This window comes from Pseudomonas sp. GW821-FHT01E10, from assembly GCF_059422365.1.
Map to the genome: position 1 here is coordinate 1 of NZ_JBWKWT010000009.1, position 13,828 is coordinate 13,828.

8 protein-coding genes are annotated in these 13,828 nt (G+C 52.6%); 3 read left to right on the forward strand and 5 right to left on the reverse strand.

What is annotated here, in order from left to right; all coding sequences use genetic code 11:
* Nucleotides 1-579: 579 nt before the first annotated feature.
* Nucleotides 580-1,344, forward strand: coding sequence for an HNH endonuclease (locus AC07V0_RS17055; RefSeq protein WP_495019697.1), 765 nt, complete (start codon nt 580-582; stop codon nt 1,342-1,344).
* A gap of 316 nt (nt 1,345-1,660) precedes the next feature.
* Nucleotides 1,661-2,530 (forward strand): hypothetical protein, encoded by an 870-nt coding sequence (locus AC07V0_RS17060; protein ID WP_495019698.1) that lies wholly within the window; start codon nt 1,661-1,663, stop codon nt 2,528-2,530.
* Between the two features lie 257 nt (nt 2,531-2,787).
* On the opposite strand, the gene AC07V0_RS17065 is transcribed toward AC07V0_RS17060, so the two are convergent.
* The 4 genes from AC07V0_RS17065 to AC07V0_RS17080 form a co-directional block, all read right to left on the reverse strand.
* Nucleotides 2,788-4,989 (reverse strand): hypothetical protein, encoded by a 2,202-nt coding sequence (locus tag AC07V0_RS17065; RefSeq protein ID WP_495019699.1) that lies wholly within the window; start codon nt 4,987-4,989, stop codon nt 2,788-2,790.
* Nucleotides 4,990-6,147, reverse strand: a complete 1,158-nt coding sequence (locus tag AC07V0_RS17070) for an ATP-binding protein (protein ID WP_495019700.1) — start codon at nt 6,145-6,147, stop codon at nt 4,990-4,992. It abuts the gene before it with no gap.
* 171 nt (nt 6,148-6,318) lie between these two features.
* Complete coding sequence (locus AC07V0_RS17075) at nt 6,319-7,359, reverse strand: phospholipase D family protein (protein ID WP_495019701.1); 1,041 nt, start codon at nt 7,357-7,359, stop codon at nt 6,319-6,321.
* Nucleotides 7,360-7,420: 61 nt separating this feature from the next.
* Complete coding sequence (locus tag AC07V0_RS17080) at nt 7,421-11,371, reverse strand: DUF8371 domain-containing protein (protein WP_495019702.1); 3,951 nt, start codon at nt 11,369-11,371, stop codon at nt 7,421-7,423.
* Nucleotides 11,372-11,789: 418 nt separating this feature from the next.
* On the opposite strand from AC07V0_RS17080, the gene AC07V0_RS17085 reads away from it, so the two are divergent.
* The gene (locus tag AC07V0_RS17085; protein WP_495019703.1) at nt 11,790-12,659 is read left to right on the forward strand and encodes a hypothetical protein; all 870 of its coding nucleotides are present in this window, start codon (nt 11,790-11,792) and stop codon (nt 12,657-12,659) included.
* 503 nt (nt 12,660-13,162) lie between these two features.
* On the opposite strand, the gene AC07V0_RS17090 is transcribed toward AC07V0_RS17085, so the two are convergent.
* Nucleotides 13,163-13,732 (reverse strand): hypothetical protein, encoded by a 570-nt coding sequence (locus AC07V0_RS17090; protein WP_495019704.1) that lies wholly within the window; start codon nt 13,730-13,732, stop codon nt 13,163-13,165.
* Nucleotides 13,733-13,828: the final 96 nt, after the last annotated feature.

Here is a 13,828-nt window from a genome sequence, read left to right on the forward strand (position 1 = left end):
TGGCAATGGTCACAGGAAGGTATCGGCTGCTGCGCCATTTTCCGACTTCGGGCCGGATGCCTTTGCCGGACGCTTACCCATCACCCCCTGATTATCCCTATATATCCCCGTAGCGCACCCCATTTTGCCCCTTCCAATGTTGATGCCGACTCCAGATTGGCCTAGTTGCCGACGCAAGACTGACCCATATCCAAACATGCAAAAATCCAGCACAGACATTGATTTATGTTGAGCCTGAGTGGGTCAGTGAAATTTCGACGACTGGGTCGACCCCGCATCAGCGTCAACAGGCCAAGTAATCCATGGCAATCAAGTAGTAAGCCTCGGGGCGCCGGAGCTGCGCAGCAGACTAACGGTGGTGTGCCCCTACCGGCAGTATATTCAAGTTGTGATCGCGTGAGCCGCCGGCCAGAATCCATCCATTGGCCCGCATCACGGTTTCCAGACTTCCTCATAACGCTTCCAGAGCGAATGCTTAGGCCTAACAAGCGCAAAGACAATCAAGCATGGAACTGGAATCTGTAATGGTCACGAGGTAAATTTGTAATTTGAAAACAGCCTGAAGATAAGCCCCTACACATGCCTGCCTCAAAATCCCTTAAATCAGAAATCGAACGCCTCTCGCGTCAGCCTGGGATTCCGGACAAGGCCTATTACCGGCTCACACGTCTTGCGACCGATGACGGCCTGCTACTCAAAAGCACTCATACTGAATGGGTTGGGTTTACTGAGTCAAAACCACGGCGTGAAATCAGAGAAGCGTCGCTTTTAGATGGCCCTAAATGCCGGTCAATCCTTCACTCCATGGGGCAAACTTGCTTACTTATCAATTCCGAAGAGGAGCTCAAATTCTGGTATGCCTTCGGAGGGAATGCTGTAATCGTTGAAGATGTGGCTCAAGCTCGGCTTTCCTCAGAAATTGGACCGCGCGAGACTGCAACAGCTTCAGGTGCATTTGGATTTGTCGACATTTCAGCGCTCTCTGCGTCTCAATGCCAACACGCACCATCCAAGAAATTGCGGATGAAGGTACTCGACCGTGATGGCCGACGCTGCTTCATTTGCGGTCGCTCGCCCGCCAACTATGTTGACCTTGAGCTTCATGTTCACCACATCGTCCCTTGGGGAAACGGTGGAATCACCGAGCAAGAAAATCTCGTGACGTTATGTGGAACGTGCCACGACGGCTTGGATCCTCACTTTGACTGGGGGCTGGTGTTCGGCGTCAAAGAGAAGCACTACCCTGAAGAACCGGATTATTCCAAGCAATTGCAGAATTACCAGAAGTGCATCCGCAAGCTCATGCAGGCAGAAAATAGAAACACCTCAGCCTCTGGCTCATGATCTCTACCATCATCACCTACATTGACCTAACGGAAACGACTTTGACATACCGGTTTTTCCTGGCGTTCCCCCCCCTGATCTGCCAACAGCTTACTCAATTGTCGGACGCTTGATTGCCCGCTTGGATTTTGAATTCTTCGGTGTGACGCGGGGTGCTCATGGCACCTCCTGATTGACCTCACTCTAAGGTAGAGAGGTGTCTACCAAACTAGGGGCGATTATTCATTCAGGCAGAAGCAATTGTTCCCGAGGCGAGCCACGCACGCCCTCAACTATCAACATTTGTGCGGATTTCCAAGAGCGAGTAACCGGTATCATGCAGGACTGGATTCAACACAAATACAAGGAAATATCCGCGTCTAACCTTTTTTATATTTTTTCCATGACGACCTTCTTACTCGGAATGATACTGTCACACTGGCTCGGCGCCCTTTCGATGGATATTGCCGTAATAATTGGATCAGTCGGAGTTGTAGGAGGTTTCATTTCGTGGTGTATGCCAGCGGTTCAATGGATCAGCGCTGTATGGGAAAGTACGCTGGGGAAAACCGCGGTGGCCCTTCTTCATTTTGTAGTCCTTCTGATCGCCACGGTGATGGCTCGGTCGCTTGTTTCCGAGTCGTTAGGTTTACCGCCACAAAGCTTTGACGTAACAGTCGGTTTTCTTATCGTCGCCTTTTACATCCCGGCGCTGATGACCGTTGCGTCCATAGCGCTTCTTTTCTTTGCGCTCGTGATGGTCATAGTCGGATTTATCCATACGATGACACTTAATTCGATACATATGCTCGCCCCCGTATTGGAAGTGGTGGGCCTAAAAAAGAAAATCCCCAGACCCACCGCAACTGCAATGCTACATTCGTTTGGTTCGCTGATGATGGCGGTTGTTCTGGTGAGCGGCAGTTCATACATGACGGGCCAGCATGGTTCATGGGTGCATACAGCAGTAAAAGTGATAGCAGTTCTAAGCGATTTTCAACTGGCAGTTAATTATCCCGGAGGAGAAGAAGATGTGCGAATTCATCCTTTAGAGAACGGATTGGTAGCCTTTGCCAAGGTTGAAGATGACCGTAGCATTTCTATACACATTCGAAAGCAGGGAGACGAAATCGGGTCGCATCAGATCGGCACCTCGATTCCTTCCATCAAACAGATGATTAGCCCTTTGATTGAGGGCCTACGTTGAGCAACGTCTTGGTGATGGAGAACAGCACGTCCCGAAAGTCCGGGTGCAAACAGAAGGCGCTCTCCGTTACAGTCTGGACAAAACCTCTCGCTTGAAGAGCGTTGACCAGCCTCATGTCGAGATCGGTGCATGGCAACTCAGTTTTGAGTGGAAGTAAATCGTGACGGAGATGCTGGGTCGATATGCTATGGCTTTGAGCAAAAATAGGCTTTGCAGCGGCGAGGAGATTCACACACTGCAAAGGGCTCCTAAATCAACTAAAGCGCTTCTGAATCCTTGGCGAATAAGGTGTGTATTCCCTCTAGATGCGATTCCATTTGACTGCAAATGAACTCGTTGAGTTTACCTGCTACAGTCGAATGGAGGGCGATCTTACCAATGCACAGCGCGACAATGAATTCGAGTGCTGCCTCTCCGCGTGAGTACCCGTACCCCCGAACGATCCGTCTGATAATGTCAGCCATCGCTAAGCTGTAGCCTTCGTGCTCTCTGTAATCCAATTCTGCCGGATGAGCGGCCCGAAGAAACGCGGCTTGGATTACCCCATCGTCGTATCGTGAGAAAACCTCCGGAGATAGCAAAACCTGTTGAAGCTCTATGGAGGCCAATTTTTTACCCTCCTCAACTTTAGCGGATTGCCTGGCATTCTGCAGTACCCAATTAATTGTCAAGAATATTTCGACACTGGTACTGGATTTCACATCAGTCTTATCGTCTACAAATGCAAACCCCTTGGTGATAGTCATTGGCTTGCCCGTGTGACTGGAGCGCCAGAATGCGAATTGGGTGAGGCTTGAGTCAGCCGGAATCTTCAACTCTTTGGCCCGCTCAATCACGAAAGCCGGCGGCCTGGAACTTTGACTAATAATTCTCGACAATAGATTGTCTTCATCTTCCCAATGACTATTACAGATGGGATTGGAAACTGGAAATTCGAAATAGCTCTTGACCGAATAACGCTTAGCGCCGCTAGGCGGCTGGGTCAGATTGGAAGAAAGCTCTGCCATCTGGTCATATGTTCGACCCAGAAGTGCCCCAATAAGGTAAACTCGCGTCCCACTTTCCTGATTGCTTCTTAAGCGTCGGCTCACGCTCAGCAGTCGAGATCCTCTCTCCGCGGCAGCTGTCAAGACAAGTGCTCCGCCGACGAACTTCTCCAAATCTTCCAACTCATTAAAGGTTAGAAAATGTGCAATCGTGAGTCCATACCCTTCCAGCAATGACTTGGCGAGCGTTGCCATTGCCAAGCTAGCTGCGTCATCGTCATAGATAATGGTGTTCGTCGATAATGAAACCTCTTCAATAACGCAATCGCTGAGCCATTTTTGAAATTGCTCGTCCGCAGCCAACTTTGATCTATCTATCCAAACTGTTCTTCGGTTAACAGTTTGCCCTTGGCCATAGCAACCAAAAAATCCTTTACCGACGTACTTTTCAAATTTTTCTTGCAACGTCGCGTGAGCATGTTTTACAGAAATGTTAAGGAGTTGTGTTTCGGAATGCTGAGCGACGAAACGCTCCCCTTGGATTCTAATTAATGGCCGGGAATCTGAACCAGTGCTGGTACTGAAATCATGGGGTTTTCCTAACGGCAGCACGATCGAGCAGTAAGGCGATACTTTCTGAAATGACAGGATGGTAATGATTTTTGAGGCATCAAAACCATTCTCCTCGTACCATTTCTGGGCAAGCCCGCAGTTGGTAGATGCCGATATCAGGCAGAGTGCTACGCTGCCCGATGGGGCGCATCCAGCGACGCCCTCATACGACTTGAATGACCTAATGGAAAGAGGGCTATTTTTGCCGAAGGTGTTCAGAAATAGCTTTATCGACAAGGCGACAGGGAGGAATGCAATCGTGTCCAAATATATGACTTTGGGCGCAGTGGATAGCTCCGCAGGAGCTACATGTTTCAGACACGCAAGTGCGATGAAATGAGAGTTGGCAGCCTCTGCCAACAGGGATTCTGCCCTTATGAAATAGTTGGCCGCGCGAGACGATGGCTTTGAAAATAAGAACCCAGATGGCGCCCTCTCTAACACATTGTATTTCTTTGCCAAGTGCTTGAGGCCTGCGCTCAAAATGCCATCGAAAGAGTTAACTATACTCTTGCTGAGGTCTTTATCCGCACCATCATATATTTCGTAGTTGGAGAGTCGCCCATCATGACTGAAAAATCCGAATCCATATTTGACGTTAGATGACCGACCCTTTCGCTGCAGGGCTATAGAGATGTCCGAGTTGTCTTTCTTGAGTTCATCTTTGATCTGACCTCGATATACATCAGGAGTCAAAAATAAAACGTGATCAGGAAGCACGTATTCCTGGAGCCGTATTTGTAGTGCGTGGGTGATTTGTTCAGGTGTTATCTGATCAGGCCCATTAAAAAACACCACAATATTGGTAGCGCTAGGCGAACCTTCATTGAGGCAAAACTCAAAGTCAAGGAGATCTGTCATTTAGTTCACCGGGATGCATATAGTGAAGACAGTTCCTTCCACCGCTGACAGCGTCCCGTCTGCTTTCCATGGCTTAGGGGAAAATTTTGCGGTTTGAGGCTTTCCGCTGAAAGTCTGCTGAAGAGACAACCTACCTGTGCGGAGTCTTACGAATGCCTTGAGATCGTTCATGGCTTTTGTGGCTCGGTGAAGTCCCATACCAGAAGCCTCATCATCTTTCGATGTCACATGTTTCTCAAAGCATTCCATAGTTGCTTCCAGCTCTTCCTCGATGGTGATAGCTGATAAATCTTCAATAATGCGCCCGTGTTTATGCGATAACCATCTGCGCGCCATACCAGGGCCGCTATCTATGACAGAAACCTCTAAAAGATCGAGCGTATCCCCTTGAGTCATATTGTTAGCTATAAACCGCTCAAACGTCGCAGCCAATCCGGAGAATTTATCCTTGAGCTGACTTCTCTGAACCTTGATCGATTTTATAGTCAGGCCGCGCAATCCCTTTTTATATTTAGCACCATGAAGGTCTGTAGTTGCATGCTGGTCGGCATTTAATATGAGTTCATAGATCACATTCCCCAATGAGGCCAAGCCGTGCTTCATCAATGCACGCCTGTCCGCTCTGGTCTGCATTAGAGTCGAGGCCCTATCAATTATGCCTTCAAATGAGTCACTTGGATGTACCTTGGGAGGCAGACCTCCAGCGTAGAACGGTTTGAGATACTCCCTTCGTGCATTGCTGATACTAAAAAGATTGATGACAGTGGGCCGTGCGCCCCTTGCGTTGCTCGTTTCCTTTAGGGCACCGTCGTACATCGCCTGAATCATTGGAAGCAGTTTTAATAAAGCTTCGCTTTTCTCGATTTCGACATGATTGGTGGTATCGACTTTAGTGCACATCACCAAAGCCGCGAGGCCAGCGCTAGATCGGCCCAGCGCGGCAACATGAGATGCCCAATCATCTTTATCACAATACAGGTGTAAAAGCTTTTCACCCTCTCCTTTCGCCCAAGTGATCATGAGCTGTGCTAAAGCCGCTTCTATGCCGAATATCCCGCCATAGTTGGTGTTGAGCGGAACGCGTACAAAATCATGCATTGACTCTGCTGTCAGCAGTTCTTCAATGTTGTCTATGGTTACAGATTTTTGAATAATCACTTCGCATCCTTGTGCAAAGACATCATACGGTGACTCTGTTGCCGGAGTTCACTGAGACCTGAGGCGCAACCTCCCGCACAGATCGCGGTGGCTCAAGTACGATTTGCGTCCGAGGGCTCTTCGGATGCAGTTGATTGATTTCGGATACTAAATTATCGCGCAGTGATTACATCAAGCGCCGGCTCTCAGGATTTCTGATAGTGCGCCAAGCTGGATTCGCCTTGAACCCTCGTCGAGGACTTCAGCCCGCTCCCAAATCTCCTGCATTTTTGGTTTTAACTCTTTTGTCAGTGCCCTGCAATCAGTTTTGTTGAGGCGACGCCCGAGCAAAGAGTTAGTCGGCCTGGCCAAGTCAACCCAGCCCCAATGGCGCTCGCCTGAGTACTGGAACTCCAGCTGAGTTGACGTCATCTTGCACGGACCATCGACAGTCACGGAGCCAGTCTTCGCTTTCCAGAGTAGACACAAATACTCATTCTTTTCAGAGGTATCTAAGGATTCTGGCCAGCATTCAAACGTCCACCGACTGGTCCCCTTCCCTTTGACTTCATCAGCTCCAGCCGCGATTGCCTCTGCTTTCAAATGCCCAAGAGTTGCTGCCTCTGCCTCTTCACTTGGTCTGCTGACGTAAATGAGCGCGTAGGCGTCTCGCCCTTGAAGCTGTTCAGGCTGATACTTGTTGAAGCTGAAGGGCCCGGGAGGGCTGTAATCAGGCCGACTACTTTGATTACGCTTGTAGGCTTCGATTGCATCAGCCATGTCTTCGACGGTGATATCTCGTGTATCCATAGAGCTCCAAAGCTGGTCAAACCAACGCTGAGAAGAAGCTATTTCAGCTAGATTGTTGGTGTGGAAACCAGCTTCAAGCCAGTGCGCCGACTCGCTGCCCTCCAGCCCCAGTCCGTTTGCCGAGATGTTTGCAGACCCTATCAGGGCTTGGGTGGCACCGATCAGGACCTTTGCATGAAGTCGATCACACTGCCGGACTTGAACATGTGGATTGGTCTCGGCTCGCGTGAGCAGGCTCTGGATGGCCCAGGGGTTTGACCCTCCACTGCGTAAATTACAGATGACTCGGATTGGTTTGCTCTCGTTGGGGTGGATACGGCTATCGGCACCCTGCCCCCAAAATGCAACGGCCACATCGAGTGCTGGCTCATCAGCGACCATGCATTCTAGGGTCGTGGTGTACTGGTCAGGTCCTACGAACATTGTTGCTCCTTAGGTCATAAGTGGTGTCAGCGAGATGGGCAGCTCTTAGGTGTCGTTGCCTTCACTTCCTTGGAGGGAGTTCTTCTGCCACAGCTATCAATTTTTTGAGTTTTTTTGGTGCCCGTGGCTTGGCTGCTTTCGCCTTATTGAACTCGCTGTCCTTTCGCACTTTCGCTGCCTGCGCGGCATTGGAGACATCCAGTACCACCACTGACGTTGTAGCAGCTAGTGCGGCTGGCAGCAGATCTTCCAGTGCCGCCTTCAACGCTTCAGGTTTTTCGGGTTTTATGCCTGCTGGAGGCGGCGTCACACCAAGCGCATTACCGAACCAGAAGATCACATAAATGCCTTGACCTTCGGTACTGTTCGCCAGTGTGTAGGTCTGAAGCTGACCGATATGCCCATACCAGAGATGTGTATGACTCGTCCGTTTCGCTTCGACCGGCACGGTAAATGGGCCGTGAGTAACAAGCAGGTCCGCCCGCGTTCCTCCGGATGACGCCGCTTCAGGGGACACCTCGAAGCTACCAAAAAAGCCAAGTTTGTCTCTGAGCTTGCCGGCCAGCACGTCTCGGCAATCGTTCTCGACCTTGGGCTTGTTGTTGTCCCAAAAAAGCCTCCACAGGTTGTGTGGAGAAGGCTGCAACTCGGCAGCGACTTCCTCAAGGATCAACAGCACCAAGGCCTTCAGGTCCTGCGCATTGATAGGGCCTCTGCCGCTGAGCACCTTTGCCAGATCTCTCGGGGAGAGTAGCTTCTGTGTTTGCGATCGGACATCTCGCCTGTAGAGTTCAAGCTCGTGCCTGATGGTATCAACCCAGCGTGTACCTTTAGCGTCCGTGAGCAATTCCAAAAGGGTCGTCTCGACGCCTGGTTCATCCGACAACGAAACGGCTTTCAATACTTTCACGGTGTCCGGCCACACTCGCTCAAAGTGCCCCTGCATCAAAGGGGTGCGCTGGAACAGGAACTTCAACAGGAGGCGGCTGACGGCCAGCGTGGACGTCGGCGTCCGCCAATAACTACAGTTGGGGTATCCGTCGAAGATCACCCGGTGAATGGCAGCGTCCTCCGCCTCATCCAGGGCATGTACGAAGTCATTGCTGAACACATCCGACTGCAGGCAGACGGCAAAGTATGCCCAGCGCAGGCGGTCAGCGCAGCGCCGATCGCTGCCAGTGATCAAAGCATCAGTACCGTCGCCCTGGTTCGACCAATGGGACAACACATCAGCCAACAGTGGTGTCAGTGCTGGTGCATCAACATTAAGTTCAGCCAGCCGAAGCACGCTGTCTAGAAGACTTCCACTCAGCGCATCAGGTTGCTCCAATGCCACCTGCACGGCCCACGCATGTAACTTGGACGGCGCTGGATGCTCTCCCAGCTTGTACAAAAGTGCATTCCAACTGGCGTCCCGCTTATGAGCGAGCTGACTAAAGTAAGCAGGATCGTCTATGAACGATCGATTGAGTTGATCAATGCAGCAGGCCTCTAAGCGTTCCTTGAGATAGGCATCCCGCATCGACACTGTGGCGAAAAGGACCTGGAGAATTCGTCCCGCAGGTTCCGCAGAGAAATCCCGCCCGCCACCCAGGTGAATGGAAGCAGACGCAGCTGTGATGGCCCCTCTAGCCCCGCGGTCATCTTCATGCTCACCTTTCGACCACACACGGGCGAGCCCTTCAAGGATGGACTGAGCTAGCGGCTCACCGAACACTTCCAGCAGCGCTTCTATCCCGCTTACATGACGACTCGTGATCGGGCGACTACCGCAATAGACTTCTGCCCCCCAGTAGAAGGCACCGTCGACCTTGCCTGCTACCACTGAGGGTAACTGCAGCTGCCATTCGGCTATTTGACGGACCAGCCACTGCTCGATGCTTTCCTGTTGGTGCGCTTGCCGCTCCGACTCTTCTTCGACCTGTAGCCGTATGTATTGCAGGGCGGCGTTAGCAGCATCACCCGGGCTCTCCTGGAGTACCGGGATCAGCCAGGCCGGTACGGGCTCCCCTCGTTCCAGTGCCCAGATACCGACCTGTCTGCCGACGTATGCTGAACCGACGTTGGATATCAGTGGCTCAGAGTTCAGTATCAGGCGCACTAGCGTCTCGCTAGGCTTCAAGCCAAGCGCGAGCAGTCCGTGGGCAAGCGACCCGCTATCCGCTACATCCTGGTCCGAAATCAAAAGCAACGCGTGCAACACCTTCTCGGAGGTGGACCGAGCGATCAACCATTCTCCGGCAGCCTTCTTGCAGGTTGACTCGGCCCCGGTGATCACACCGGTCGCGACCATCATGTGCGCGAACTCTTCCGCGGTTACACCGTCGCCTGACAAGGCAGCAATGCACAGCACCGAAGCGAACTTGTGCTCCAGGGCACCCACGCCAGCCTGTAGCCGCCAACGCTTCGGTGCATTCAAAATCAGGGGGCGCCAAAAATCTGCTGCCACATGCCAGGCAATGTCCCTAATCGCGTAAGTGCTCTCCATGCGTCCATCTTCCGGCGCAGCCCGCGGAAGAAGTGCATCATTGGCTCTTTGCAGGCTAGCCAGAACCCGCTCCACGTCGCCGACCAACAACTGTTGCGCAGGGATCGCGCAAAAAAGTTGTGCGATGCTACGCAAGTGACCGCGCGACGCTTCCCCTGGGGTACAGAGCTCGTCGATCCGCCCCCAAATGTCATCCGCAGGGGGCACTGCATTATGTAACCAGGCATCAATGGCCTGCGCGCGGCACCATTGCACGTCACTCTGGCGTAACGCGACGCTCCAGCAGGCGTCAGCGGTGGAAGCCAGCGCCGGCCCGGTCGACAACGCCTCCAGCAACATGCTGAGTCGGTGCGTGGACGCCTCTGTTTGCAGCAGCTCAATCACCAGCGGCACAAGGTCCGGGGAGACAAGTCCCACGGAGCAGATCCGCGCCGGTCCCCACTGCTCCGGAGTCCAGCGAAAAAACGGATCGCGAGCACCAACCTCCTGCAGTACGGTGACGCGCGACGCAACGGGAAGCGTGGACGCATCGCCATGCAGTAACAGCGTTTCCGGGTCGCGCTGGACCAGCCGTTGGGCGTGGTGTAGTGCGCCCTCGTTGACCAGGTGACAGGTGAACCAGGCGTACAGCGCCTTCAGACCTTCAGATGGCAACCCATCGACCGACACCAACAGAGCAACCGCGCGTTCGATATGCAGTCTTGCACCCCCGAGGGCGCCTGTCACTAAGCGGGCCAGGTAGCGCGCGGCCAGAAATTCCTGGATGCTGCGATGAAAAGGCAGGAAGTCCTCGCCCTTCTTCATGAACAGCGCGGTGTCCAAGACAGTCTCGCGAGCGGCCGGTTCAAGCCCCGCATCATGCACCGACAGCATGGTGTCTGCGATGGGACCAGATCGCTGCAAGCCATGCTTTCCAGCCAGGAGCAGGGTCAGAAAGACACGGCCGGCGTGGTCTAGGACGACATCAGGCGCAGGTTCGCCGCCTTGCCGGTCTTCTGCCTTGGAGGGGTTGTGCTCCGTAGCGAAATGGCGTGCACCGGACTGGTACAGCTCGAAACGGGTGAGGGACGGCAACCGTTCGGGCTTCACACTCACGAGAAACTTCAGCCCCAGTGGGGATAGCACGAAAGGCGTCGATTGCAGCGTCTGCAGTGTGGAGAGGAGCGTTATGGGCTCTGAGCAGCCAAACGCTGTGAGCACTGCGACTGCTTCCTCCTCACTGAGAGGTTGCAACTGAGCCACGACGGGGGCCTCGTCATGGGCTGCCAGCCCCTGACCGAACGCTCTGCTGAGCTTTCCACCCTCGTTCCAGTCCTCCGCTCGACAACTCACTCGCCATCGCATCGACGGTAGCTCTTCTAAGCACTTTGCAATCTCAATGGCGTTCTGTATGGGGACTTCATCGAGAGCATCGATAAACACCGTCGTGGCATCGGAAAGATCTTTGCGGCGAAACCAAAAGGCAGAAATGCACGACGCACCCGCTCGCTCCGCAAAATGTTCGAACGCCACAGTCTTGCCCATGCCAGGCGCGCCCAACAATACAACATAGGGGGCCTCGGCCAGATCACTTAGACGCTGGGCGCCTGCGTAATCGTCAGGGCCTGATGATATAGAGATGAGCCGATCAAGCGGGGCGATTGACATTGCGAAGCGGCACCGAGCGAAAAGGGGGTGGCCATCATACGGGATGGCCAGATGACTCCACTACTCTTGCCACGCGCGGGGGGCTGCATTCTCGATCTGCGGCCGGAGCCGGTACAGTAATTGTTCCAGGCCGGTCACCCGAATTTCCTGTAATTGCAGCTCCGACATTGCATCCACAGAAATACACCGCACTGGAGGTTGCAGGCCGACTCCCAGCAGTCTAAACATTCCGCGCAGATTGGATTGGCCATGTACCCATGGCTACAATGCGGCCCCTTCCAAATATGGGTGTGCCATGTCCCCCAAAGTAACGAGCGACCTGAAATTTTCTTTTGACAATCAACGTCTCGCTTATGATGTTGGGGAGTTTTGGGATTGGGCATTTTCGAACATCACGACTCCCGTCATTCGCGGTGTCATGATCGAATTCATTCTGGCTCGACACCTGATAGATCACGTCGACGACATAGTGTTGGGCCGGGTGCTGGACTTGACACACCAAATTCCGCGTCCAGGACAGCTGGCTAAAAGCTTGGCACCTTTTTACAGCAACCAACCCCATGGTGATGTCTTTGACTTGCAGCTGACATGGGGTGTGACGATTGAAATTAAAAGTACGAGCAATCGCGAAAACTGGAGGCTCAATAAAACGTGTAGATGGAATATGGCTAAAGACAAGAACAAGGTCGAAAAAGTCTTTCCCGCCCAATACTACATCCTCGCGGTTGTTGAAAAAGATCCTGAAGTGAGCGTGACGCACCTGAATCTTTCCGAGGCTGAATTCTACTTGTGCAGCGGCAGGACATTGGACATCAATGTGGAGGCGCCCCAGAAATCGGTGGGTTTCAAGAAGTTCTCAGAGATCTCAGTACGATGTGGCTTCAGCGAGCTGGTCCCTGTGCTCCATGAGCTCCAACGCCAAGAGCACGAGCGGGTCAGAAATCTGTTGGTTCCTAGATGGAAACAATCACGCCCTCCTTCATTTCATTCAAACTTTATGCCCTTGGCCGTCGAAGCAAATGGGAAAGTAACCGGAGCCTGGTATCAGGGAGGGAGTGGAGCATTGAGCAACCCGACCGCCATAGACGTTCGATGGGTTGACGGCGCGAATCCTGACTGGCGGGATTGGGAAGCCGTAGGCTTCAAGTATGAACCTGAAATTTAGCTGGCCATCATGCTCTCCCCAAATGCCCTTGCGGTGAGCAATGGGCTTCACGTTATCTCGCGAAATAGGGTGGTTGCGGTGGCGACTCAGAAAGACGAAAAGCACCGGGTCGAACACGGCCACCTTGATATCCAGTTAGACCAGAGCGGCAAAGTCATCGATGGATGTTCGGAAGTCCACGGCCTTGGGGTAGAGGTAAACTTTTCCCACTTTTGCATCGGGTCGCATCATGGCGACGGCTCCAGAAAGAACTCGGGAGCGCAGCATCGGATACAAAGTCTGGGCTTTGAATGTAGGGATCATGGATCACTGACACCACAACGACGCGTGTCTCCATGTCCGTCCTTCTTCCAGCAGTTCTTCAGTGTTAGATCTATAGATCTACCAGCGTTGAGATCGTTCATGTGGCCTGAATGATGTGAGAACATCTGAAAGCATCGAAGTGGGTGAAGTGGGCGAAGTGAATCAAATCGTGGTTTGGAAGCAGCGCCTTGACTACCTGATCACCGCCAGAGAGATAGTAACCAAACAACCGCAATTCCAGACGCCGCGCTTATCCCTATCCAAGCCTTGTCGATCGCGCCAGAATGCCAGACTTTCGCAGCCAGCACGACGAAGCTGATCACTCCGGTCAACCACTTGAATTTAGTTAGCGTCGCGGTCAATCGGATTGCAGATGTCACGAGCCATAGGGCCGAAATTTGCAGGGATGAAGGCAGACGACGGTAGATACGACCGAGTCGGGTAGCGACGCATCGGTTTACCCAGATGTGCTGATCCTGCCCGTTTCCGTTCATGGGAAATATACCCGGAACGGTTTCGGAGCGGATCAGTTTCAAAGTCTTTGCCAGCTCGAATGCTATTGATCGGCGCTGGCCAAAAGCCTGTTGTACTTCCTGCTCTTTATGAGTGACTGGATTCTCCAGTATTTCAACCCCCATGACCTCCAGCTGATCCTCCTTGAACATCTGATGGACGGTGTGCTTTGTAAGTTTCCCAGACTCTGCTGCATCAATCAGTCTGTTAATCAGAAATTTTTTACCTCGAACAGTGAATTTGTGCTTCAGAGTCATACTATTCCCTTACCATAACCGCAGACCAAACGGCCCGACCACCAAGGAGACAGAGTTTGTCTCATGAGATAACACTACGCTACCCCGTCACAGCGA

Bases quoted from the DNA above. Each gene is read 5' to 3' on its own strand.
- AC07V0_RS17055 (WP_495019697.1), top strand. From the start codon at position 580: ATGCCTGCCTCAAAATCCCTTAAATCAGAAATCGAACGCCTCTCGCGT.
- AC07V0_RS17060 (WP_495019698.1), top strand. From the start codon at position 1,661: ATGCAGGACTGGATTCAACACAAATACAAGGAAATATCCGCGTCTAAC.
- AC07V0_RS17065 (WP_495019699.1), bottom strand. From the start codon at position 4,989: ATGACAGATCTCCTTGACTTTGAGTTTTGCCTCAATGAAGGTTCGCCT.
- AC07V0_RS17075 (WP_495019701.1), bottom strand. From the start codon at position 7,359: ATGTTCGTAGGACCTGACCAGTACACCACGACCCTAGAATGCATGGTC.
- AC07V0_RS17080 (WP_495019702.1), bottom strand. From the start codon at position 11,371: ATGGGCAAGACTGTGGCGTTCGAACATTTTGCGGAGCGAGCGGGTGCG.
- AC07V0_RS17085 (WP_495019703.1), top strand. From the start codon at position 11,790: ATGTCCCCCAAAGTAACGAGCGACCTGAAATTTTCTTTTGACAATCAA.
- AC07V0_RS17090 (WP_495019704.1), bottom strand. From the start codon at position 13,732: ATGACTCTGAAGCACAAATTCACTGTTCGAGGTAAAAAATTTCTGATT.